20 protein-coding genes are annotated in these 22,580 nt (G+C 69.0%); 5 read left to right on the top strand and 15 right to left on the bottom strand.

Going from position 1 to position 22,580, the window contains the following annotated elements; all coding sequences use genetic code 11:
* Positions 1-163 precede the first annotated feature (163 nt).
* The 4 genes from qcrB to ctaE form a co-directional block, all read right to left on the bottom strand.
* Entirely contained in the window at positions 164-1,789 is a 1,626-nt protein-coding gene (gene qcrB / locus IE267_RS05540) for a cytochrome bc1 complex cytochrome b subunit (RefSeq protein ID WP_167153752.1), read from the bottom strand.
* A complete protein-coding gene (gene qcrA / locus IE267_RS05535; protein WP_167153751.1) occupies positions 1,786-2,835 on the bottom strand; it encodes a cytochrome bc1 complex Rieske iron-sulfur subunit in 1,050 nt (349 codons plus the stop codon). The genes qcrB and qcrA overlap by 4 nt, the downstream gene beginning before the upstream one ends.
* Complete coding sequence (qcrC, locus tag IE267_RS05530) at positions 2,832-3,641, bottom strand: cytochrome bc1 complex diheme cytochrome c subunit (protein WP_161249134.1); 810 nt, start codon at positions 3,639-3,641, stop codon at positions 2,832-2,834. The genes qcrA and qcrC overlap by 4 nt, the downstream gene beginning before the upstream one ends.
* A 64-nt stretch (positions 3,642-3,705) precedes the next feature.
* Positions 3,706-4,326 (bottom strand): aa3-type cytochrome oxidase subunit III, encoded by a 621-nt coding sequence (gene ctaE, locus IE267_RS05525; protein ID WP_053727713.1) that lies wholly within the window; start codon positions 4,324-4,326, stop codon positions 3,706-3,708.
* Positions 4,327-4,513: 187 nt separating this feature from the next.
* Between ctaE and IE267_RS05520 the strand changes: the two genes are divergently transcribed.
* Positions 4,514-4,915, top strand: a complete 402-nt coding sequence (locus IE267_RS05520) for a DNA-binding transcriptional response regulator (RefSeq protein ID WP_167153750.1) — start codon at positions 4,514-4,516, stop codon at positions 4,913-4,915.
* A 2-nt stretch (positions 4,916-4,917) separates the two neighbouring features.
* On the opposite strand, the gene IE267_RS05515 is transcribed toward IE267_RS05520, so the two are convergent.
* The 4 genes from IE267_RS05515 to ctaC all read right to left on the bottom strand — a co-directional run bounded on the left by IE267_RS05515 (position 4,918) and on the right by ctaC (position 9,385).
* Positions 4,918-6,171, bottom strand: coding sequence for a L,D-transpeptidase (locus IE267_RS05515; protein ID WP_161249130.1), 1,254 nt, complete (start codon positions 6,169-6,171; stop codon positions 4,918-4,920).
* A 114-nt stretch (positions 6,172-6,285) separates the two neighbouring features.
* On the bottom strand, positions 6,286-6,684 hold the full coding sequence (locus IE267_RS05510; protein WP_100574649.1) for a cytochrome c oxidase subunit 4: 399 nt from the start codon (positions 6,682-6,684) through the stop codon (positions 6,286-6,288).
* Complete coding sequence (gene ctaD, locus IE267_RS05505) at positions 6,681-8,423, bottom strand: aa3-type cytochrome oxidase subunit I (protein ID WP_161249128.1); 1,743 nt, start codon at positions 8,421-8,423, stop codon at positions 6,681-6,683. Before ctaD ends, IE267_RS05510 begins: the two co-directional genes overlap by 4 nt.
* Positions 8,420-9,385, bottom strand: a complete 966-nt coding sequence (ctaC, locus tag IE267_RS05500) for an aa3-type cytochrome oxidase subunit II (RefSeq protein WP_189762314.1) — start codon at positions 9,383-9,385, stop codon at positions 8,420-8,422. Before ctaC ends, ctaD begins: the two co-directional genes overlap by 4 nt.
* 273 nt (positions 9,386-9,658) lie before the next feature.
* Between ctaC and IE267_RS05495 the strand changes: the two genes are divergently transcribed.
* Positions 9,659-11,113 carry a cysteine desulfurase/sulfurtransferase TusA family protein gene (locus tag IE267_RS05495; RefSeq protein WP_189762313.1) on the top strand — a complete coding sequence of 485 codons (1,455 nt, stop codon included), beginning with the start codon at positions 9,659-9,661 and terminating at the stop codon, positions 11,111-11,113.
* A gap of 34 nt (positions 11,114-11,147) precedes the next feature.
* Here IE267_RS05495 and IE267_RS05490 read toward each other — a convergent pair whose 3' ends face one another.
* The gene (locus IE267_RS05490) at positions 11,148-12,122 is read right to left on the bottom strand and encodes a carbohydrate kinase family protein (RefSeq protein WP_161252825.1); all 975 of its coding nucleotides are present in this window, start codon (positions 12,120-12,122) and stop codon (positions 11,148-11,150) included.
* 164 nt (positions 12,123-12,286) lie between these two features.
* Between IE267_RS05490 and IE267_RS05485 the strand changes: the two genes are divergently transcribed.
* Both IE267_RS05485 and IE267_RS05480 read left to right on the top strand, forming a co-directional pair.
* Positions 12,287-12,490, top strand: coding sequence for a hypothetical protein (locus IE267_RS05485; protein ID WP_167153746.1), 204 nt, complete (start codon positions 12,287-12,289; stop codon positions 12,488-12,490).
* A 114-nt stretch (positions 12,491-12,604) separates the two neighbouring features.
* Positions 12,605-14,101: a hypothetical protein gene (locus tag IE267_RS05480; RefSeq protein WP_308428673.1), complete on the top strand. Its 1,497-nt coding sequence runs from the start codon at positions 12,605-12,607 to the stop codon at positions 14,099-14,101.
* 102 nt (positions 14,102-14,203) lie between these two features.
* Here IE267_RS05480 and IE267_RS05475 read toward each other — a convergent pair whose 3' ends face one another.
* Positions 14,204-14,560 (bottom strand): HesB/IscA family protein, encoded by a 357-nt coding sequence (locus IE267_RS05475; protein ID WP_030933606.1) that lies wholly within the window; start codon positions 14,558-14,560, stop codon positions 14,204-14,206.
* 289 nt (positions 14,561-14,849) lie between these two features.
* On the opposite strand from IE267_RS05475, the gene nadA reads away from it, so the two are divergent.
* Positions 14,850-16,064 carry a quinolinate synthase NadA gene (gene nadA, locus IE267_RS05470; protein ID WP_167153742.1) on the top strand — a complete coding sequence of 405 codons (1,215 nt, stop codon included), beginning with the start codon at positions 14,850-14,852 and terminating at the stop codon, positions 16,062-16,064.
* Positions 16,065-16,174: 110 nt separating this feature from the next.
* Here the strand turns inward: nadA and IE267_RS05465 are convergent, their stop codons facing one another.
* The 5 genes from IE267_RS05465 to IE267_RS05445 all read right to left on the bottom strand — a co-directional run bounded on the left by IE267_RS05465 (position 16,175) and on the right by IE267_RS05445 (position 22,538).
* Positions 16,175-19,294 (bottom strand): efflux RND transporter permease subunit, encoded by a 3,120-nt coding sequence (locus IE267_RS05465; protein WP_189762312.1) that lies wholly within the window; start codon positions 19,292-19,294, stop codon positions 16,175-16,177.
* 206 nt (positions 19,295-19,500) lie between these two features.
* Positions 19,501-20,190 (bottom strand): response regulator, encoded by a 690-nt coding sequence (locus IE267_RS05460; protein ID WP_161251196.1) that lies wholly within the window; start codon positions 20,188-20,190, stop codon positions 19,501-19,503.
* Complete coding sequence (locus tag IE267_RS05455; RefSeq protein WP_229860755.1) at positions 20,187-21,410, bottom strand: sensor histidine kinase; 1,224 nt, start codon at positions 21,408-21,410, stop codon at positions 20,187-20,189. The genes IE267_RS05460 and IE267_RS05455 overlap by 4 nt, the downstream gene beginning before the upstream one ends.
* A 35-nt stretch (positions 21,411-21,445) precedes the next feature.
* A complete protein-coding gene (gene pspAA, locus IE267_RS05450) occupies positions 21,446-21,724 on the bottom strand; it encodes a PspA-associated protein PspAA (RefSeq protein WP_161251198.1) in 279 nt (92 codons plus the stop codon).
* Positions 21,725-21,743: 19 nt separating this feature from the next.
* Positions 21,744-22,538, bottom strand: a complete 795-nt coding sequence (locus IE267_RS05445; protein WP_161251200.1) for a PspA/IM30 family protein — start codon at positions 22,536-22,538, stop codon at positions 21,744-21,746.
* Positions 22,539-22,580 lie beyond the last annotated feature (42 nt).

Genomic DNA, 22,580 nt, shown 5'->3' with positions numbered 1-22,580 from the left:
GCCCGTCAGCCTATCGACAGCGGGGGCTCCATCCGTACGCATGCCCGTAGTACGGACAGGACGCGGCACGGATGCGGCACGGACGCCGAAAGGCTCCGGCCCGGCCCCCGGACGGGGGCCGGGCCGGAGCCTCGGTTGTGGCGACCGACAGGTCGGGCGGGGATCAGTGGTGGCCGTGGCCGCTCGTGATCTCCTGGTACTCCTCGGCCGTCGGCTTGGGGATCTGGTTCCCCTCGCCGTAGTAGCCCTTGCTGAGCTTGGCGCGCAGCTTCTGGAGCGGCGAGACCTTGCGGGCGACACCGTTCTCGTCGACCTCGGGACCGATCTCGGCCGGCTTGTACTGCTCGTGCGCGGTGAGCTTGTAGCGCGCACCGGCGTCGAGCGGCTCGTGGATCTCGATGAACTCGCCGTGCGGCAGCCGCTTGATGATGCCGGACTCGCGTCCGTGCAGCACCTTCTCGGCGTCACGCCGCTGCAGACCCAGGCAGATCCGCTTGGTGGCGATGAACGCGAGGACCGGAGCGACGAAGAACGCGATCCGCACGAACCAGGTGATGACGTTGATCGAGAGGTGGAAGTGGGTCGCCCAGAGGTCGTTTCCACCACCGATCAGGAGCACCAGGTACCAGGTGATCCACGCGACACCGAACGCGGTACGCGTCGGCGCGTTGCGCGGCCGGTCGGCGATGTGGTGCTCGCGCTTGTCCCCGGTGATCCAGGACTCGATGAACGGGTACACCGCGATCGTCGCGAGGACCAGCGGGAAGATGACCAGCGGGATGAACACACCCAGGACCAAGGTGTGGCCCCACAGGTTGATCTCCCAGCCCGGCATCACTCGGATGAGGCCTTCGGAGAAGCCCATGTACCAGTCGGGCTGGGCGCCGGTGGACACCTGGTCCGGCCGGTAGGGGCCGATCGCCCAGATCGGGTTGATCGAGGCGATCGCCGCGACCACCGCGATGACACCGAAGACCAGGAAGAAGAAGCCGCCCGCCTTCGCCATGTACACCGGGAGCAGCGGCATGCCGACGACGTTCTTGTTCGTACGTCCCGGACCCGCGAACTGGGTGTGCTTGTGGTAGAAGACCAGGATCAGGTGCGCCACCATCAGGCCGAGCATGATGCCGGGCAGCAGCAGGATGTGGACCGAGTAGAACCGGGCCACGAAGTCGCCGCCGGGGAACTCGCCGCCGAACAGGAAGAACGAGAGGTACGTGCCGACGATCGGCACGGACAGGATCGCGCCCTCCATGAAGCGGACACCGGTGCCGGAGAGCAGGTCGTCCGGGAGCGAGTAACCGGTGAAGCCGGTGAACATGCCCAGGACGAACAGCAGGAAGCCGAACAGCCAGTTGACCTCACGCGGCTTGCGGAACGCACCCGTGAAGAACACGCGCATCATGTGCACGAACATGCCGGCGAGGAAGATCAGCGCCGCCCAGTGGTGGATCTGCCGGATCAGCAGACCACCGCGCACATCGAAGCTGATGTGCATGGTCGAGTTGAACGCCTCGGACATGTGCATGCCCTGCAGCGGCACGTACGAGCCGTCGTAGACGACCTCGTTCATGCTCGGGTGGAAGAACAGCGTCAGATACACACCCGTGAGGATGATGATGATGAAGCTGTACATGCAGATCTCGCCGAGCATGAAGGACCAGTGGTCCGGAAAGATCTTGCGCATGTTGGCCTTGGCCAGGGAGTAGATCCCGAGCCGGCCGTCCGCCCAGTCCGCGATCCGCTCACCGGCGGGCGCTTCGCGCCGTGCGTCTGTCGTGGTGCTCATCCGCGCTCCCAGAAGGCAGGACCGACGGGCTCATCGAAGTCGCCGAGCGCTTCGAGGTAACCCTCGTCATTCACGCCGATCCGCAGCTGCGGAAGGGCGTGACCGGCCGGGCCGAAGATGACGCGGGCGCCGTCGGAGAGGTCGAAGGTGGACTGGTGGCACGGGCAGAGCACGTGGTGCGTCTGCTGCTCGTACAGGGAGATCGGGCAACCGACGTGGGTGCAGATCTTCGAGTAGGCGACGATGCCCTGGTGCGACCATTCGAGCTCGCGCTTGTCCTTGATGTCCTCCGGCTTGATCCGGACGAGCATCAGGGCGGCCTTGGCGATCTGCGTCTGGAAGTCCTCGGCGTCCTCCTCCAGGCCCTCGGGCTTGGCGAAGGTGAGCGAACCGACCAGCAGGTCCTCGGGACGCAGCGGCTCGTTGGTGTTCATGTTGATCAGGGCCTTGCCCTTGGACCACATGGTGTGCCGCAGCTTCTTCTCGGGCAGCGTGCCCAGGTCGCGCAGCAGCATCACACCGGAGAGCGGCACCATGGCCAGCGCGCCGAACATGGTGTTGCGGATCAGCTTGCGCCGGCCGAAGCCGGACTCGGCCGCGCCCTGCTTGAAGTCGGCCAGGACCTGCGCCTTGACCTCCGGCGGGGCCGCGATCTCGTGCCGCTCGGCCGGCATCTCGACGTCCGACATCAGGGTGCGGGCCCAGTGGACCGCGCCCGCGCCGATGCAGAACAGCGCCACGCCCAGGGTCAGACCCAGAGCGAAGTTGAGGACGCTGACGTGCCCGAACGGGAAGATGAAGACGATCTTGTCGACCGGGAAGATCACGTACGAGGCGATGAAGCCGATCGTCGCGACCATGGACAGGAAGAACAGGAACGCGACCGCGCGCTCGGAGCGCTTGGCCGCCCGCTCGTCGATGTCCTGGATGCGCGGCTTGTGGGCCGGCAGTCCCGGGTCGGCGAACGGGTCGCCCGCGTGCTCTACCGCGCCGTGCGCGGGGGCCTGCGCTTCGGGCAGGCTCTCGGAATTCTCTTGGCTACTCATGACTTCTTGGCCTTAGCGGTGTGGGCCGCGACCCAGATGGCTACTGCGATGAGGGCACCCAGACCGAAGATCCAGCCGAACAGGCCCTCGCTGACCGGACCGAGCCCGCCGAGCTTGAGACCACCGGGGCTGGCGGACTGGTCGCTGTTGACGGCGTGCAGGTACGCGATGATGTCCTGCTTCTGCTTCTGCGGCATCGTCGTGTCCGGGAAGGACGGCATGTTCTGCGGGCCGGTCTGCATGGCCTCGTAGATGTGCTTGGGGTCCACGTCCTCCAGGCTGGGGGCGAACTTGCCGTTCGTCAGGGCACCGCCCTCACCCGTGAAGTTGTGGCACTGGGCACAGTTGGTGCGGAACAGTTCGCCACCCTTGGCGATGTCGGCACCGCTGGGGTTGTACTGCGAGTCGGTCGGCACGCTCGGACCGGCGCCCAGCGACGCCACGTAAGCGGCGAGCTGGTCGATCTCGGGCTGCGAGTAGATGACCTTCTTCTTCGGCACCTGCGCGCCGGGCTGCTGCGCCGGCATACGGCCGGTGCCGACCTGGAAGTCCACCGCGGCGGCGCCGACGCCGACCAGGGAGGGGCCGTCAGAGGTTCCCTGACCGCCGGTTCCGTGGCAGCTGGCGCAGCCGACGGAGTAGAGCTTCTTGCCCTCGTCGATGGCGAGGGACTGGGCGGTTTCGTCAGCCTGAGCCTTGCCCGCGGGCGCGAACGCGGCGTACAGCCCCCCGGTGGCCGCCAGCGCGAGGAGTAGGACGACGACCGCCGCCAGCGGATGGCGTCGTCGTGCGGAGAGCTTTTTCACGGATTACCCCGGTGTCAGGATCTTCTGCGTCGATGGCGGATGTGGTGCGGACCTACGGGCCCGGTTACTGGATCAGGTAGATCGTGGCGAAGAGGCCGATCCACACGACATCGACGAAGTGCCAGTAATAGGACACGACGATCGCCGCGGTCGCCTGCTCGTGGGTGAACCTCTTGGCCGCGTACGTCCTGCCCAGAACCAGCAGGAAGGCGATCAGGCCGCCCGTCACATGCAGTCCGTGGAAGCCCGTGGTCAGGTAGAACACCGAGCCGTACGGATCCGAGGACAGCGAGAGGCCGTCCTTCTTCACCAGCTCGGTGTACTCGAAGACCTGGCCGCCGATGAAGATCGCACCCATCACGAACGTGATGATGAACCAGGTGCGGAGCTTCTTCACATCGCCGCGCTCCGCGGCGAAGACGCCGAGCTGGCAGGTGAGGGAGGAGAGCACCAGGATCGTGGTGTTGGTCGCCGAGAACGGAAGGTTCAGGGACGAGGCCATTTCGGACCAGTGCGCGGCACCCGTTACCGATCGCAGAGTGAAGTACATCGCGAAGAGGGCCGCGAAGAACATCAGCTCGGAACTCAACCAGATGATGGTTCCGACGCTGGTGAGGTTCGGCCGATTGACCGACGGGTGCGCGTGCCCGGTTTCTACTGTCGTTGCTGTCGCCACGACCGACATTATGTCGGTCGCTTATCCCGCCCTCACTCCGGGGGGTGCCGTTCGGTGTGTCAGCGGCGTATGCAGGGCCCGAACGGCCCATCGAAGGGCTGGCCGAACCGGTGTTGACGGGCAGTCGGACGGAGTAGCATCCGCGCATCGGTTCATGAGCCAACGTCGGCGAAAGCGCCGGACCTTCGGAGGATCCATGCAGTCGAGCGCCACGGTTCTGGTCTACAGCGACGACGCGAACACCCGCGCACAAGTGCGGCTCGCGGCCGGGCGCAGGCCCGCGTCCGACGTGCCCCCCGTGGAGTTCCTGGAGTGCGCGACGCTGCCGGCGGTCCTCAAGGAGCTGGACCGCGGCGGCATCGACGTCTGCGTGCTGGACGGGGAGGCCGTCCCGGCCGGCGGCATGGGGGTGTGCCGCCAGCTCAAGGACGAGGTGTTCCAGTGCCCGCCGGTGCTGCTCCTCATGGGCCGCCCGCAGGACGCCTGGCTGGCCACGTGGAGCCGTGCGGACGCCGCGGTGACCCTGCCGGTGGAACCGGTCGAGTTCGCGGACGCCCTGGCCTCCCTGTTGCGCAAGCGGCTTGCCGTGGGTGCCTGACCTCACACTCCCGGCCGCAGCCGGGCGGAGTTGACCCTGCTCTGCCCGGCCTTGAGGTCGGCCTGCAGGACGCTGCCCTCACGCCACTCGTCCCACGACACGTTCCAGTCGCCGAACCCGTTGTCGAAGGGCGTCATGTCCTCGCCGATGCTGTTGACGACCTTGACGATGTCGCCCTCGTTGATGTTCTCGAAGAACCAGGCGGCATTGCCGGTGCTCATGCCCGTGCAGCCGTGGCTGACGTTCTCGGAGCCCTGCGAGCCGACCGACCAGGGCGCGGCGTGCACGTATTCACCACTCCAGGTGACGCGCGTGGCGTAGTAGACGGGCAGGTCGTATCCGTCGGAGCTGCTGGACGAGATGCCGACGGTCTCCCCGCGCATGCGTACGAAGTACTGCTTGCCCAGGACCACCTTGACGCCGTTGCGGGTGGAGAAGCCCGGCTTTCCGGTGGTGACCGGAATGGTGTTGATCACTTCTCCGTTGCGCTTGACCGTCATGTAGTGCCCGGCGGCGTCCGTGATGGCCTCGACGCGGTCGCCGGTGGTGATCCGCAGGGGCTTGCCCGGCCCGCCGTACAGCTTGTCGGCGATCTTCACGCCCTCCAGGTTGGAGTGCACGTCGATGGTGGCGTGGGCGGGCCAGTACTCCTTCGGGCGGTAGTGCAGGACCTTGTCGTTCACCCAGTACCAGGCGCCCTCCACCGAGGGCGTGGACTGGACCTTCAGGGCCCGCTCGACGACGGACCGGGCCGCCTTGTCCTTGACGGGCTTGCTCAGCTGGGCCGTGATGGGCTGTCCGACGCCGTACTTGCCCGCGTCCGGGCCGAATTCGACCTCCACGGCCTCCTTGGCCGCCGCCGTGTCGAACGTCAGCGTGCGCAGCCCCGGAGAGCCGTCCTCGTTCTCCGTGGAGACCTTGACGGTGTAGTGGGCTCCGGCCACCAGCGGGGCCGTGGAGTGCCAGCGGCTGCCGTCGGCGGCCAGTTCGCCGGCCAGGTAGCGCCCGTTGCCGTCGACGGCCGTGACGTCCGTGAGACGGCCGTCCTTGCTCTTGGCGGTGATCTCCAGGGGCTTGTCGGGGTCGGCCTTCTGACTGCCCGCAGGGCCGTTGTAGGCGACCTGCCCGGCCGCGTCGTAAGGCTTCGCCGAAAGGGGATTGCCGTCGGACCCGCCACACCCCGTGGCCCCCACACCGAGGGACAGGACAAGGAGGGTGCAGCTCACTACGGTGCGGATGCGCGGTGCGTGGCTCATGGTCACACGGTATGAAGACTCGTCAGATTCGGCGCGCGGTGTGACTGCAAACGAGGGGCCCTCCGTCCCGGAACGAGACGAAGGGCCCCTCTTGGAGCAATGCGGCGGGCGGAACTACTGGTTCTGGTTCTCGCCGCGGTAGTACTCGAAGACCCAGCCGTAGAGACCGACGAGGATCAGCGGCGCCGAGAAGTACAGCAGCCACCAGCCCATCGCGATCGCGAGGAAGGCCAGCGCGCCGCCGATGCCGAGCGCGAGCGGCTGCCAGGAGTGCGGCGAGAAGAAGCCGACCTCACCGGCGTCGTCCGCGACATCGGCCTCCTTGTTGTCCTGGGCGCCGACGTCGACCCGCCGGGCCGTGAAGGCCAGGTAGAAGCCGATCATGACGCTCAGGCCGAAGGCCATGACGAGCGCGGTGGTGCCTGCCGCTTCCTTCGACCACACGCCGTAGACGATGGCCATCACGAGGATGAAGGCGGACAGCCACAGGAACATCTTGCCCTGGATCTTCACTTCCCGGCCTCCTTGCCACCGGCCAGCATGTGGTCACCGTGGACGTCGCCGTGGTTCTCGAGCTGGTCGAGAGCCGCGATCTCCGGGTGGTGGAGGTCGAAGGCCGGCGATTCGGAGCGGATGCGCGGCATGGTGACGAAGTTGTGCCGGGGCGGCGGGCAGGACGTCGCCCACTCCAGCGAACGGCCGTAGCCCCACGGGTCGTCGACCTCGATCTTCTTGCCGTACTTGGCGGTCTTCCAGACGTTGTAGAAGAACGGCAGGATCGACAGACCGAGCAGGAACGAGGAGATCGTCGAGATCGTGTTGAGCGCGGTGAACCCGTCGGCCGCCAGGTAGTCGGCGTAACGACGCGGCATGCCCTCGACACCCAGCCAGTGCTGCACCAGGAACGTGCCGTGGAAGCCCACGAACAGCGTCCAGAAGGTGATCTTGCCAAGCCGCTCGTCCAGCATCTTTCCGGTGAACTTCGGCCACCAGAAGTGGAATCCGGAGAACATCGCGAAGACCACGGTGCCGAAGATGACGTAGTGGAAGTGCGCGACGACGAAGTACGAGTCGGAGACGTGGAAGTCCATCGGCGGCGAGGCCAGGATGACGCCGGTCAGACCACCGAAGGTGAAGGTGATCAGGAAGCCGATGGCCCACAGCATGGGTGTTTCGAAGGACAGTGAGCCCTTCCACATCGTGCCGATCCAGTTGAAGAACTTCACGCCCGTTGGCACGGCGATGAGGAACGTCATGAAGGAGAAGAACGGCAGGAGCACGCCACCGGTGACGTACATGTGGTGCGCCCACACGGTCACGGACAGACCCGCGATCGCGATGGTGGCGCCGATCAGACCGCTGTAGCCGAACATCGGCTTGCGACTGAACACCGGGATCACTTCGGAAATGATTCCGAAGAATGGCAACGCGATGATGTACACCTCTGGATGGCCGAAGAACCAGAAGAGGTGTTGCCACAGCAAGGCGCCGCCATTACTGGCGTCGAAGACATGGGCACCGAACTTGCGGTCCGCCTCCAGGGCGAACAGCGCGGCCGCGAGGACCGGGAAGGCCAGCAGGACCAGCACACCGGTCAGCAGGACGTTCCACACGAAGATCGGCATACGGAACATCGTCATGCCGGGAGCGCGCATGCAGATGATCGTGGTGATGAAGTTGACCGAGCCGAGGATCGTGCCGAAGCCGGAGAAGGCCAGACCCATGATCCACATGTCGGCGCCGACGCCCGGCGAGCGGACCGCGTCCGACAGCGGGGAGTAGGCGAACCAGCCGAAGTCGGCCGCGCCCTGCGGGGTGAGGAAGCCACCGACCGCGATGGTCGAGCCGAACAGGTAGAGCCAGTAGGCGAACATGTTCAGCCGCGGGAACGCCACGTCGGGCGCGCCGATCTGCAGCGGCATGATCCAGTTCGCGAATCCGGCGAACAGCGGCGTCGCGAACATCAGCAGCATGATCGTGCCGTGCATCGTGAACGCCTGGTTGAACTGCTCGTTCGACATGATCTGCGTGCCGGGGCGGGCGAGTTCGGCGCGCATGAAGAGCGCCATGATGCCGCCGATGCAGAAGAACGCGAACGACGTGACCAGGTACATCGTGCCGATCGTCTTGTGATCAGTGGTGGTCAGCCACTTGATGACGACGTTTCCCGGCTGCTTGCGCCGGACCGGCAGCTCGTTCTCGTACGAGTCGTCTGCTGCCGCGGCACCCTGAGGTTCGTTGAGGATGCTCACAGTTTGTTCGTCTCCGCGTTCTTGGCGGGGTCGGTCTGGGCGATGCCCGCCGGCACGTAGCCGGACTGGCCCTTCGCCGCCAGCTCCTTGAGGTGCTGCTGATAGCGCTCCGGGGAGACGACCTTCACGTTGAAGAGCATGCGCGAGTGGTCGACGCCGCAGAGTTCGGCGCACTTGCCCAGGAAGGTGCCTTCCTGGTTCGGCGTGACCTCGAACGAGTTGGTGTGCCCCGGGACGACGTCCTGCTTCATCAGGAACGGCACGATCCAGAACGAGTGGATGACGTCGCGCGAGGTCAGCACGAAGCGGACCTTCTCGCCCTTCGGCAGCCACAGGGTCGGGCCCGGGTTTCCGGTCTGCGGGTTACGGGTGCCGGGGATACCGACGTCGTAGACACCGCCCGCGTTCGCGGGGAAGTCCTTCTTGAACCGGTCCGGAATCGCTTCCAGGTTCGGGTCCGTCTTGGCGTTGCCCTTCACACCGGGCACGTCCTCGACGTAGTTGAAGCCCCAGCTCCACTGATAGCCGACCACGTTGACCGTGTGAGCCGGCTTCGGGGTGAGGGCCAGGAGCTTCGATTCGTCGCGTGCCGTGAAGTAGAAGAGCACGGAGACGATGATGAGCGGGACCACGGTGTACAGCGCCTCGATGGGCATGTTGTACCGGGTCTGCGCGGGTACCTCGACCTTGGTGCGGCTGCGCCGGTGGAAGATGACGCTCCACAGGATCAGGCCCCAGACCAGCACGCCCGTGGCGAGCGCAGCCGCCCACGAGCCCTGCCAGAGGGACAGGATCCTGGGAGCCTCTTCCGTCACCGGAGTGGGCATACCAAGTCGAGGGAAGTCTTTCCAGTTGTACGAGCAACCGGATGCTGTCGCCAGGACCAGGCCCGCAGTCAGCACCTGCGGCAGCTTCCGCCGCATCGGGCGCCGCGACGAGCGGTCGGAGCCGTTGGGACTCACGTAGCGCCTTCCCGAGAGTCTCGCCCGCGGTGGTCGGCTACGGCCGTCTCGCTGGTCGGTCGCCGCCCTGGCACACGGGCAGGGGTTTGGATGTTTATGCGGACCAAACCCTACTGGACGCTATTTGGGGTCGCGCGGGGAGGGTGCCCAACGCGCCGTCCGAGTCCCCGAAGGGGTGGAGTCGCGGTGGAATCCCGGCCTCCGGGCGCCATCTGACGCCCCCTCGCCCCGTCCCTCGCCGCTCGCGTGCCGGACCGGGGTTAGCGTGGCCGCGTGCCCTATTTCGACGCGGCCTCCTCGGCCCCCCTGCACCCCGTCGCACGCCAAGCGCTGCAAGCCTCCTTGGACGAGGGATGGGCCGATCCGGCCCGTCTCTACCGGGAGGGAAGGCGTGCCCGGCTGCTGCTCGACGCGGCGCGCGAGGCCGCCGCGGAGGCCGTCGGCTGCCGTCCTGACGAGCTCAGCTTCACCGGTTCGGGGACCCAGGCGGTGCACTCCGGAATTTACGGATCCTTGTCCGGGCGTCGGCGTGTCGGCCGGCACCTGGTGGTGTCCGCGGTCGAACACTCGTCGGTCCTCCATTCGGCCGCCTCGCACGAGGCGGCCGGCGGTTCGCTGGCCGAGGTCGCGGTGGACCGTACCGGCCGGGTCTCCCCCGACGCCTACGCCGCGGCCCTGCGTCCCGACACCGCGCTCGCCGCGCTCCAGTCCGCCAACCACGAGGTGGGCACGCTCCAGCCGGTGGCCGAGGTCGCCGAGGTGTGCCGGGCGGCGGGGGTGCCCCTGTTCGTGGACGCGGCTCAGTCCCTGGCGTGGGGGCCGGTCGAGGGGGCCTGGTCGATCCTGGCGGCGAGTGCCCACAAATGGGGCGGTCCGGCAGGAGTCGGGCTGCTCGCCGTGCGCAAGGGAGTCCGGTTCGCGCCCCAAGGGCCGCCGGACGAGCGGGAGTCGGGGCGGGCGCCCGGGTTCGAGAACATCCCGGCGATCGTGGCGGCGGCCGCCTCGCTGCGTGCGGTGCGGGCCGAGGCGGAGGCCGAAGCGGCACGGCTGCGGGAGCTGGTGGACCTCATCCGGGCCCGGGTCGTGGAGGTCGTACCGGATGTGGAGGTGGTCGGCGATCCGGTGCGGCGGCTGCCGCATCTGGTCACCTTCTCCTGTCTCTATGTCGACGGAGAGACCCTGCTGCACGAACTCGACCGGGCGGAATTCTCGGTTTCTTCCGGTTCGTCCTGCACGAGCAGCACTCTGACGCCCAGCCATGTGCTGCGCGCCATGGGGGTGCTGAGTGAAGGGAACGTCCGGGTGTCACTGCCGATCGGCACCCCGGCGGAGGACGTCGAGCGGTTCCTCGACGTGCTGACGTGGCTGGTCACGGCCGTACGGACGAAGCTGGGCGCGCCGGTCGCGGCGTCCGGGCCGGGCGCGGCCGCGCGCGACGCCGGGACCGGGAGCGGGGTCGAGGCCGGGGCCGGGATCGCGGCCGAGGCATCCGATGCCGGGGCCGAGGAGTTCACGGTGGATTCGCTCGGCAGGCTCTGCCCGATCCCGGTCATCGAACTCGCCAGGGCGATGGAGGGCGTGCCGGTGGGCGGCGTCGTGAGGGTCCTCGCCGACGACGAGGCGGCCCGTCTCGACATCCCCGCGTGGTGCGAGATGCGGGACCAGGAGTACCTGGGCGAGCACCCGGTGGACGGCGGGACCGCCTACCGGGTGCGCCGCAGGAGCTGAACCCCGGCGGGGGGGGACACCGCCGCGGCAGGGGCTACTTCAGGTGGGCCTGGACCTCGGACGCGGCCTCGTCGCCGTACGCCTTGGTGAAGCGGTCCATGAAGTTGGCCCGGCGCAGGGTGTACTCCTGGGTGCCCAGGGTCTCGATGACCAGGGTGGCCAGCATGCAGCCGAGCTGGGCCGCGCGCTCGTGGCCGACGCCCCAGGACAGGCCGGTCAGGAAGCCGGCCCGGAAGGCGTCGCCCACGCCCGTCGGGTCGACCTTGGCCTCCTCCTCGGGGCAGCCCACGACGATCGGCTCCGCGCCGACCTTGTCGATGCGCACGCCGCGCGAGCCGAGGGTGGTGACCCGGTAGTCGACCTTGGCGAGGATCTCCTCGTCGCTCCAGCCGGTCTTGGTCTCGATGAGCCCCTTCTCGTACTCGTTGGAGAAGAGGTACGTCGCGCCTTCGAGCAGGGTGCGGATGTCGTCGCCGGACATCCGGGCGATCTGCTGCGAGAAGTCGGCGGCGAAGGGGATGCTCCGCGCCTTGCACTCCTCGGTGTGGCGCAGCATCGCCTCGGGGTCGTCGGCGCCGATCAGCACGAGGTCGAGGCCGCCCACCCGGTCGGCCACCGACTTCAGCTCGATCTGGCGGGCCTCGCTCATCGCACCCGTGTAGAAGGAGCCGATCTGGTTGTGGTCGGAATCGGTGGTGCACACGAAACGGGCCGTGTGCAGGACCTCGGAGATCCGCACCGAGCCGGTGTCGACGCCGTGCCGGTCGAGCCAGGCGCGGTACTCGTCGAAGTCGGAGCCGGCCGCGCCGACCAGGATCGGACGGCCGCCGAGCTGCCCCATGCCGAAGCAGATGTTGGGACCGACACCGCCACGGCGTACGTCGAGGTTGTCGACCAGGAAGGAGAGGGAGACCGTGTGCAGCTGGTCCGCGACCAGCTGGTCGGCGAAGCGGCCGGGGAAGGTCATGAGGTGGTCGGTCGCGATGGAGCCGGTGACTGCGATACGCACGGCGAGGGCGCTCCTGAAAGGAATGAGGAGGGCGCGCAAGGCGCTCCGATGAGGGCGGGCGTTGACAGTTCACGCTACCGGGTCGGTCCGGCTGGGCCGACCGGCGGAAACTACCCAATAGTAGGTCTTACTGCGCATGCTTCCTGATGCGTACGGTGCGAAGCATGGAAACCAAGCTGAACAGCGGGTACGGGGCGGCGGGCCGAGGCCTGGAGGAGCTGCGCGGCGACTGCGCGCGGATGGCACCGCACTGGGTCGTCCCCGCGACGAGCGCCCCGGCACCGGTGCCGCCGTCCCTGATCCACGGTGTGACGATTCCGCCCGCATCGGTACGGCTCATCGCGGACATGTCCGATTACGGGGACTGAAACGGCCTGATCGCGCGGGTGCGGCGCACGGATGGAACCGTGCGCTCCCCCGCTCCGTCCAACCGGCGTCCCTCGTAAGGGGGATGCGGGATACGACTGGACAGGAGCGATCTGGTGAGCAGCGAGCACACGCAGGACGAGCCCCGGCAGCGGCGTTCGCGTCGGTCTCCCTTGATCCTCGCCGCGGCGACCCTGGCCGTACTGGCCGTGGGGGGCGGTGGGGCGTACTGGGCGACGACGGCGTCCTCCAGCAGCGACGGGAAGCCCGGCGCGGACGGCGCGCCTCCGCCGCTCGCCCTCGACAGCACCCCCGGCGCCCCCGGCACCCCGGGCTCTCCCCGTGGTGGCAGCGGTGGCGGCAACGGGATCGCGCCGGGTGAGCCGGACCCCAACGGGGTGGTCTACCGGGCGTCGGTCAAGCTGCCCGAGGGCCCCGGCAGGGCGGCGGTCCATCAGCCGCGCGGCACGGTGGGTGAGGCGGATGTGAACCGGCTCGCCCGGGCGCTCGGCATCGACGGCACGGCACGCCTGGAGGGCGACAGCTGGAAGGTGGGCGCCACCAAAGACGGCTCGGGCCCGACTCTGACGGTCACTCAGAAGGCGCCGGGGACCTGGACGTTCGCGCGGTACGGCAGCGGCGGAACGGACAACTGCCCCAAGGGCAAGATGTGTCCGATGCACACCACCGGCGCGGACACGGGCGCCGGCGCCGGCTCGGGCGCCCCGATCGGCGAGCAGGCGGCGAAGGCGGCTGCGGCCCCGGTGCTCAAGGCGCTCGGCCAGGACGACGCCAAGCTGGACGCGTCGGAGATCCTCGCCTCGGCGCGGGTGGTCAACGCCGATCCGGTGGTCGACGGCCTTCCCACGTACGGCTGGACGACCGGCATCCAGGTCGGCTCGGACGGTCAAGTCGTGGGCGGCAGCGGCCAGTTGAAGACCCCGGACAAGGGCGACACCTACCCGGTGCTCAGCGCGGACAAGACGCTGGCCCAGCTCAACGGCCACCGCGAGCAGCCGAAGACCAAGGACTGCACGGGCCCGGTGCCGCTCGACGGGCAGCCCACCAAGGGGCGGCTGCCGAGTGACCCGCAGGGCAACACCCGGCCCTGCAAACAGCCCACGCCCTCGACCGTGACGATCGACGGGGCCACCTTCGGGCTCGCCGCGCAGTTCGTGGCGGGCACGCCGACCCTGGTGCCGTCGTGGCTGTTCCAGGTGAAGCCGGACGCGGGGCAGCCGTTCACCATCACCGCCCCGGCGCTGGCCCCCGAGTACATCGCCAAGCCGCCGGCCGGCGCCCCCGTCCCGACGCCGTCGGGCTCGGCCACCGCGCCGGGCGCGCACGGGCAGTCGCTGGAGTCGTACGCCCTGGCGCCCGACGGGCGGACCCTGAACGTGACGTTCTGGGGCGGGGTGTGCAGCACGTACACGGCGACCGCGGACGAGAGCGGTGACGGTGTGCGGGTGAAGGTGACCGGCCAGGTCACCGACCCGAAGAAGATGTGCGTCGCGCTGGCCAAGCAGCAGACGGTCTCCGTGGAGCTGCATCAGGCGCTCGCGGCCCGCAAGGTGCTCGACGCGGACACCGGCAAGGAGCTGCCGAAGAAGTAGCGGCGCGGGCCCGCCCGGCGCCGGACACGACGAAGGCGGGCGCCCCCGGATGACCGGGGGCGCCCGCCTTTCGCTGCCGCGAGGCCCGGCGGGCCGCTTCGACTAGCTGAACGAGTCGCCGCAGGCGCAGGAGCCCGTCGCGTTCGGGTTGTCGATCGTGAAGCCCTGCTTCTCGATGGTGTCGACGAAGTCGATCGAGGCGCCGCCCAGGTACGGGGCGCTCATGCGGTCGGTGACGACCTTGACGCCGTCGAAGTCCTTGACGACATCGCCGTCGAGCGAGCGCTCGTCGAAGAACAGCTGGTAGCGCAGGCCGGAGCAGCCGCCGGGCTGAACGGCGACACGCAGCGCCAGGTCGTCCCGGCCTTCCTGCTCAAGGAGGCCCTTGACCTTGGCCGCGGCGGCGTCGGACAGGAGGATGCCGTCGCTCACGGTGGTGGTCTCGTCCGATACGGACATCTGCTTCTCTCCCGGGTTGTACGGAGACTGCTTGCCGACGGTTGCAACCGGCGGGGCCCCGGAATCATTCCGGGTTCTTCTTCTTTCATGCTCGCACACACGGGGGCGGGCGGGAAAAGGCCTGGGGAGAACGCCGTTCGGGACCGGGTGCGTCACATCGACGCTATCGCCATCGTCAAAGTGACGTGAAGCGGTTATGATAGATAGCGTCATTTAGACGAAAACCCCTGGGTGCACGCACCTGGGGCCACTGGAGCGGCTCCGCCGCACTGCTCAGGAAACAGAAAGGGTGCGTGACGTGACCACCGCCCAGCCCCGTCAGGACCTCGCCGGCCGCGTCGAGCTCGACGTCCAGCCGACGCCGCTCGCGCTGCTCCTGCTCGGCCGCGAGGCCGACCCCAAGAGCGAGCGCGGCGTGGAGTGCCCCGGCGACCTGCCTTCGCCCTCCGACCCGGACCTGGTGGCGCGGGCCCGCGCGGCCAAGGAGAAGCTCGGGGACAAGGTCTTCATCCTCGGGCACCACTACCAGCGCGACGAGGTCATCGAGTTCGCCGATGTGACGGGCGACTCGTTCAAGCTCGCCAAGGACGCGGCCGCCAGGCCCGAGGCCGAGTACATCGTGTTCTGCGGTGTGCACTTCATGGCCGAGTCCGCGGACATCCTGACCGGCGACGACCAGAAGGTCGTCCTTCCGGACCTCGCCGCGGGCTGCTCGATGGCCGACATGGCCACCGCCGAGCAGGTCGCCGAGTGCTGGGACGTGCTGACCGAGGCCGGGATAGCCGAACAGGTCGTCCCCGTCTCGTACATGAACTCCTCGGCCGACATCAAGGCGTTCACCGGCAAGCACGGCGGCACCATCTGCACCTCCTCCAACGCCGAGCGCGCCCTGAACTGGGCCTTCGAGCAGGGCGAGAAGATCCTTTTCCTGCCGGACCAGCACCTGGGCCGCAACACCGCCGTGCGCGACCTCGGCATGTCCCTCGACGACTGCGTGCTCTACAACCCGCACAAGCCGAACGGCGGCCTCACCGTCGAGGAGCTGCGGAACGCGAAGATGATCCTGTGGCGCGGTCACTGCTCGGTGCACGGCCGCTTCTCGCTCGACTCGGTGAACGACGTGCGCGAGCGCATCCCGGGCGTGAACGTCCTGGTGCACCCCGAGTGCAAGCACGAGGTCGTGGCCGCGGCGGACTACGTCGGCTCGACGGAGTACATCATCAAGGCCCTGGAGGCGGCCCCGCGCGGCTCGAAGTGGGCGATCGGCACCGAGCTGAACCTGGTCCGGCGCCTGGCCAACCGGTTCGCCGCCGAGGACAAGGAGATCGTCTTCCTCGACAAGACGGTCTGCTTCTGCTCCACCATGAACCGCATCGACCTGCCGCACCTGGTGTGGACCCTGGAGTCGCTCGCCGAGGGCAAGCTGATCAACCAGATCCAGGTCGACCGCGAGACCGAGAGCTTCGCGAAGCTCGCCCTGGAGCGGATGCTGGCCCTGCCGTAACCCGGGCCCCGGACACAGCGGAAGGCCCCGGACACGACGGAAGGCCGCCCCCTTGCGAGGGGGCGGCCTTCGGCGCACCTACGGGCCGGATCGGGCCCGTACGGCGAGGATCAGGCGTGGGCCCGCTCCAACTCGTCGGAGTCGTCCGACGTCGTGGACTCGGGCGCCTTCCCGCCGCGCTTCGCCGCCTTCTTCTCGGCCCTGCGCTCCTTGCGGAGCTCGACCATCGCGTAGAGGGTCGGGACCAGCAGCAGGGTGAGCAGGGTCGACGTCACCAGACCGCCGATCACCACGACCGCGAGCGGCTGGGCGATGAAGCCGCCCTCGCCCGTGACGCCCAGCGCCATCGGGAGCAGCGCGAAGATCGTCGCCAGGGCCGTCATCAGGATCGGGCGCAGACGGTGGCGGCCGCCTTCGACGACCGCCTCGACCACGCCGAGGCCCTGCTTGCGGTACTGGTTGATCAGGTCGATCAGGACGATCGCGTTGGTCACCACGATGCCGATCAGCATCAGCATGCCGATCATCGCCGGGACGCCCATCGGGGTGTCGGTGGCCGCGAGGAGGCCGATCGCACCGGTGGCCGCGAACGGGATGGCGACCAGCAGGATCAGCGGCTGGATCAGGGACCTGAAGGTCGCGACCAGGAGCATGAAGACGATCGCGATCGCGGCCAGCATCGCCAGGGCCAGGTTCTTGAACGCGTCCGACTGGTCCGAGGAGACGCCGCCGATGGTGGCGGTGGCGCCGGCCGGCAGCTTCAGGTCCTTGATCTTGGCCTGGAGGTCGGTGCTGACCTTGCCCGTGTTGTCGCCGACCGGCTTGGCGGTGATGGTCGCCGAGCGGGCGCCGTCGATCCGGGTCATGGAGACCGGGCCGGGCACCAGCTTCACGTCGGCGACGTCACCGAGCTTGACCGGGCCGAGCGGCAGGTTCTTGAGCTGGTCCAGGGTCGTGGCCGGGTCGGGCGAGGTGATGTACACGTCCCGCTCGGAGTCCCCCATGATCGCCTTGGTGACCTGGGTGCCGTGCACCTGCTGGGCGACGGCCATGCCGAGCGTGGCCTGGTTGAAGCCCGCGTCGGCCGCCTTGTCGTTGGGCTGCACCGAGACCCGGGGCACGCTCTGCGCCAGGTCGCTCTGGACGTCGCTGACGTCCTTGAGGCTCGCGACGGCCTGGCGCACCTGCTCCGACGCCTTCTTCAGGACGTCGCCGTCGGACGCCTTGACGACCACGCTGAGGTCCTGGCTGCCGAATCCGCCGCCCGCGGTGATGGCCGGGTTGCCGGGCTGGCCCTTGAGCGCCTTCTCCAGGCGGTCGTGCGCCTTGTCGTAGTCGCTCGCGTTCTTCAGCGTCACCGTGTACGAGGCCTGGTTGGCGCCGGTGCCGCCGCCGAAGGCCGCCATGAAGCCGGAGGAGCCGACGGTGACCTGGTAGCTCTTGACCGCCGGGTCGGCGGCGAGGATCGCCTCGACCTTCTTGGACGCGGCGTCCGCCGCGTCCAGGCTGGTGCCGGGCGCCAGCTCCTGCTTGATCGACAGGCTGTCCTGCTCGCCCTGGTCGAAGAAGTTGGTCTTCAGGAGACCGGCCATGCCGAAGGTGCCGATCAGGACGACGACCGCGATCAGGACGCTGGTGAGGCGGCGGCGGGTCGCGAAGCGCAGCACCGGGACGTAGAGGCGCTGCAGGCGGGACTTGTTCTCCTTCTCCTCGGCCCTGCGGCGCGCCTCGTCCGGGTCGATGCCCGCGATCGCCTTGGGGGCGCGCAGGAACCAGTACGACAGGACCGGCACAACGGTCAGGGAGACGAGCAGCGAGGCGAGCAGGGCCGCGGTGACGGTGAGGCTGAACGAGCCGAACAGCTCGCCCACCATGCCGTTCACGAAGGCGATCGGCAGGAACACCGCGACGGTGGTGAGCGTCGAGGCGGTGACCGCGCCGGCCACCTCCTTGACCGCCGCGAGGATCGCCTCCTGGCGCTCCTCGCCGTAGCCGAGGTGGCGCTTGATGTTCTCCAGGACCACGATCGAGTCGTCGACGACCCGGCCGATCGCGATCGTCAGCGCGCCCAGCGTGAGCATGTTGAGGGAGAGGTCCTGCGTCCACAGCACGATCAGCGCGAGGACCACGGACAGCGGGATGGAGACCGCGGTCACCAGCGTCGAGCGGATCGAGGCCAGGAACAGCAGGATCACGATCACGGCGAAGAGCAGGCCGAGCGCGCCCTCGGTGGTCAGGCCGGAGATGGCCTTGGAGACCTGGGGGCCCTGGTCCATGGCGACGGTGAGCTCCGCGCCGGAACCGAGGTCCTTCTTCAGGTCGGGCAGCTTGTCCTTGACGGCCTTCGAGATCGCGACGGCGCTGCCGTCGTGGTCCATGGTGGCCGTCACGGCGAGGCTGGGCTTGCCGTTGGTGCGGGTGATGGAAACGCGCTGCGCGGGCTGCTGCTTGACGGTGGCGATGTCACCGAGGCGGACCGGGGTGCCCTGCTGCGGCTTGATCCGCAGGTCCTCGATCTGCTTGAGGGAGGTGTAGGGGGCGCCGACCTGGACCGTGCGGCTCTTGCCGTCCTCGGAGAAGGAGCCGCCGGGAACCGTCGCGCCGCCCGCCTTCAGGGCGTCGCCGAGCGTCATGGTGGTGAGGCCGGCCGCGGCGAGCTTCTTCGCGTCGGGCGTCACATTGACCTGGAGGTCCTGGACGCCGTCGACGCTGACGCGGCCGACGCCCTTGATGTCCTCCAGGGCCGGGACGACCGTGCGGTCCAGCTGGTCGGCGAGCGCCTGCTGGTCCTTGTCGGAGGTCACGGCGAGCACCACGGTCGGCATGTCGTCGGTGGAGCCGGCGACGACCTGCGGGTCGACCTCGGTGGGGATCTGGGTACGGGACCGGTTGACGGCCTGCTGGATGTCGGCGACGAGCTGCTTCGTGCCGGTGCCGAAGTCGAAGGTCGCCATGATCACGGCGTTGCCCTCGGAGGCCGTGGACGTGATGCCCTTGACTCCGCTGACGGCCTTGATGTTCTTTTCGAGCGGCTCGACGACCTGCTTCTCGACCACGTCGGGGGAGGCGCCCTGATAGGGGGCGAGCACCGACACCATCGGCAGTTCGATGGTGGGCAGCAGTTGCTGCTTGAGCTGCGGAATGGCGATCGCCCCGAAGACGATCGCGACGATCGACATCAGGCCTATCAGGGCCCGTTGTGCGAGGCTGAATCTGGACAGCCAGGACATGGGTGGGGTCTCTCTTCTGTGGCGTGCGAGCGGCGATACCCAGCAGGAGGGGCAGGCGGGCCGGCCCGCGATCACGCGGCGCGCCATCCGGGATGACCCGGCCCCCGCCTACAACCCTCTGCCATGGGACGGGTTCGATTCCTCGCTCCCAGGTCCCTTTCCTTATCCCGCGCATACCGCAGCCGCAGTACGCCGCACTCCACCCTTCAGTCCACCCGTGGACGGACAAGCCCCGATTCGTACGCGATTACCACCAATTGGGCCCGGTCCCGGGCGCTCAGCTTGGCCATCGCACGGTTGACATGGGTCTTGACCGTGAGCGGGCTGACGGCGAGGCGCTCGGCGATCTCGTCGTTGGAGTGGCCGCCCGCGACCTGGACGAGGACCTCGCGCTCGCGGACGGTCAGCGTGGCGAGCCGCTCGCCGTGCCGTCTCGGGTCCTCGTCGCCACCGTCCCAACTGCCGCCCTGCGCAAGGAAGGTGGTGATCAGGCCCTTGGTCGCGGCCGGCGACAGGAGCGCCTCACCGGCCGCGGCGACCCGGATCGCGCCGAGCAGTTCCTCGGGCTCGGCGCCCTTGCCGAGGAAGCCCGAGGCGCCGGCGCGCAGCGACTGCACCACGTACTCGTCGACCTCGAACGTCGTCAGCATCACCACGTGGACGGTGGCGAGGGCCGGGTCGGCGGTGATGGCGCGGGTGGCGGCGAGGCCGTCGGTGCCGGGCATCCGGATGTCCATCAGGACCACGTCCGGCAGGGTCGCGCGGACCACGTCGACGACCGCCGCCCCGTCGGCCGCCTCTCCCACGACCTCCATGTCCGGCTCGGAGTCCACCAGGACCCGGAAGGCCGAGCGCAGCAGCGCCTGGTCGTCGGCGAGTACCACCGTGATGGTCATGACGTGCCTTCCCCCGGGGCCCCGGTCTCCGCGGCCTTGACCGGCAGTATCGCCTGTACGCGGAAGCCGCCGCCGTAGCGGGGTCCCGCGGTGCAGCTGCCGCCGAGGGCGGTGACGCGCTCGCGCATGCCGAGCAGGCCGTGGCCGCCGCCGTCGCCGGCCGTGCTGCCGGTGCCCGTGCCGTTGTCGATGACGGTGATCTCGGTGTGGGGCCCGACCCGTACGACGCTCACCTCGGCCCTGGCGCCGGGCCCCGCGTGCTTGCGCACATTGGTCAGGGCCTCCTGGATGACCCGGTACGCGGCGAGGTCGACGGCGGCGGGCAGCGGGGCGTCGTCGGTGCGGGCGAGCTCCACCGGCAGGCCCGCGCGCCGGAAGCCGCCGAGCAGGTCGTCCAGGACGGCGAGGCCCGGGGCCGGCTCGGTGGGCGCGGCGGGGTCGCCGGACTGGCGCAACAGGCCGACGGTGGAACGGAGTTCGTTCAGGGCCGAGCGGCTGGCCTCGCGCACATGGGCGAGCGCCTCCTTCGCCTGGTCGGGCCGCTTGTCCATGACGTGGGCCGCGACACCGGCCTGCACGTTGACCAGGGCGATGTGGTGGGCCACCACGTCGTGCAGGTCGCGGGCGATCCGCAGCCGCTCCTCGGCGACCCGGCGACGGGCCTCCTCCTCGCGGCCGTGCTCGGCCCGCTCGGCGCGCTCGCGGATCGCGTCGATGAAGGCGCGCCGACTGCGCACGGCGTCCCCGGCGGCCGCGGCCATGCCGGTCCAGGCGAAGATCCCGAGGTGTTCCTGGGAGTACCAGGGCGGGGTGCCGAAGAGCATCGCCGTGCCGGTGAGCACGACGACGCTGAGCACGCCGACGCGGTAGGTGGTGGAACGGTCGGTGTGGGCGGCGACCGTGTAGAGCGCGACGACGGCGCTCATGGCGACCGGCGCGGGCGGATCGCCCAGGCTCAGCTCGATCATGGCCAGCACGCCGGTGCAGCCGAGCACGGCCATGGGCCTGCGCCGCCGCAGGACCAGAGCGCCGGCGCCCAGAATCATCAGGACGAGCGAACGCAGACCCGGCGTACGGGTGCCGAAGGTCGGCCCGTTCGGCCCGTGCGGGTCGGCGAAGGAGCCGAGGACCATGCAGATCAGGACGCCGAGGGCGAGGGCGGCATCCAGGGCCAGCGGATGCGCCCTGAGCCAGGGGCGGGCACGGTCGATGGGGGTCACGGTCACCTACCGTAAGGGGGCCGGGACCCCGCCCGTCAGCCCGGGATGAGGCCGTCGTCGCTGAGCATCTCCCTGACCTCGTCCAGACTCGCGTCCGGGCTCGGAAGGATCAGCTCGGACGGCTCCAGGGAGTCGTCGGGAAGCGGCTCGCCGAGGCGGCGCACCGCGTCCAGGAGCGCGCCCAGGGTGCGGCGGAAGCCGTCCTCGTCGCCCTCCTCCATTTGGGCGAGGAGGTCGTCGTCGAGCTTGTTGAGCTCGGTGAAGTGGCTGTCCGCCAGCTTCACCTGACCCTCCCCCATGATCCGGACGATCATGAACGTCTCCTGCCGCTCGTCACTGCTTGTCGAAGCGCGGGCTCTGCTGCGGGGCCTTGTCCTGCGGAGCGGCGGCGCCGCCCTCGATGGCCTGCTTCCCGGCGGACCCGCCGCCCGTCAGCTCGGCCTTCATCCGCTGCAGTTCCAGCTCTACATCCGTACCACCGGACAGCCGGTCGAGCTCGGTCTGGATGTCGTCCTTGGCGAGCCCCGACTGGTCGTCGAGGGCGCCCGAGGCAAGCAGTTCGTCGATCGCGCCGGCCCGCGCCTGGAGCTGCGCGGTCTTGTCCTCGGCCCGCTGGATGGCCATGCCGACGTCGCTCATCTCCTCGGAGATGCCCGAGAAGGACTCCGCGATCCGGGTCTGCGCCTGGGCCGCGGTGTACGTCGCCTTGATCGTTTCCTTCTTGGTCCGGAAGGCGTCGACCTTGGCCTGGAGGCGCTGGGCCGCAAGGGTGAGCTTCTCCTCCTCGCCCTGCAGCGTCTGGTGCTGCGTCTCCAGGTCGGTGACCTGCTGCTGCAGCGAGGCGCGGCGGGACAGGGCCTCGCGGGCCAGGTCCTCACGGCCGAGCGAGAGGGCCTTGCGCCCCTGGTCCTCCAGCTTGGAGGACTGGCTCTGCAGCTGGTTGAGCTGCAGCTCCAGACGCTTGCGGGAGGTCGCCACGTCGGCGACTCCCCGGCGCACCTTCTGGAGCAGCTCAAGCTGCTTCTGGTACGAGTAATCGAGGGTCTCGCGAGGGTCCTCGGCCCGGTCAAGGGCCTTGTTCGCCTTCGCGCGGAAGATCATCCCCATACGCTTCATGACACCGCTCATGGGCTTCGCGCGCCCCCTTCTGACGGACTCCAGCTCCAGCTG

The organism is Streptomyces xanthochromogenes (assembly GCF_014650455.1).
GTDB lineage: Bacteria > Actinomycetota > Actinomycetes > Streptomycetales > Streptomycetaceae > Streptomyces > Streptomyces xanthochromogenes.
This window is presented reverse-complemented; position numbering and strand designations above follow the sequence as displayed.

Coding starts and splice junctions, on each gene's coding strand:
- qcrB (WP_167153752.1), bottom strand. CDS start 1,789: ATGAGCACCACGACAGACGCACGGCGCGAAGCGCCCGCCGGTGAGCGG.
- qcrA (WP_167153751.1), bottom strand. CDS start 2,835: ATGAGTAGCCAAGAGAATTCCGAGAGCCTGCCCGAAGCGCAGGCCCCC.
- ctaE (WP_053727713.1), bottom strand. CDS start 4,326: ATGTCGGTCGTGGCGACAGCAACGACAGTAGAAACCGGGCACGCGCAC.
- IE267_RS05520 (WP_167153750.1), top strand. CDS start 4,514: ATGCAGTCGAGCGCCACGGTTCTGGTCTACAGCGACGACGCGAACACC.
- IE267_RS05515 (WP_161249130.1), bottom strand. CDS start 6,171: ATGAGCCACGCACCGCGCATCCGCACCGTAGTGAGCTGCACCCTCCTT.
- IE267_RS05485 (WP_167153746.1), top strand. CDS start 12,287: ATGGAAACCAAGCTGAACAGCGGGTACGGGGCGGCGGGCCGAGGCCTG.
- IE267_RS05475 (WP_030933606.1), bottom strand. CDS start 14,560: ATGTCCGTATCGGACGAGACCACCACCGTGAGCGACGGCATCCTCCTG.
- IE267_RS05465 (WP_189762312.1), bottom strand. CDS start 19,294: ATGTCCTGGCTGTCCAGATTCAGCCTCGCACAACGGGCCCTGATAGGC.
- IE267_RS05460 (WP_161251196.1), bottom strand. CDS start 20,190: ATGACCATCACGGTGGTACTCGCCGACGACCAGGCGCTGCTGCGCTCG.
- pspAA (WP_161251198.1), bottom strand. CDS start 21,724: ATGATCGTCCGGATCATGGGGGAGGGTCAGGTGAAGCTGGCGGACAGC.
- IE267_RS05445 (WP_161251200.1), bottom strand. CDS start 22,538: ATGAGCGGTGTCATGAAGCGTATGGGGATGATCTTCCGCGCGAAGGCG.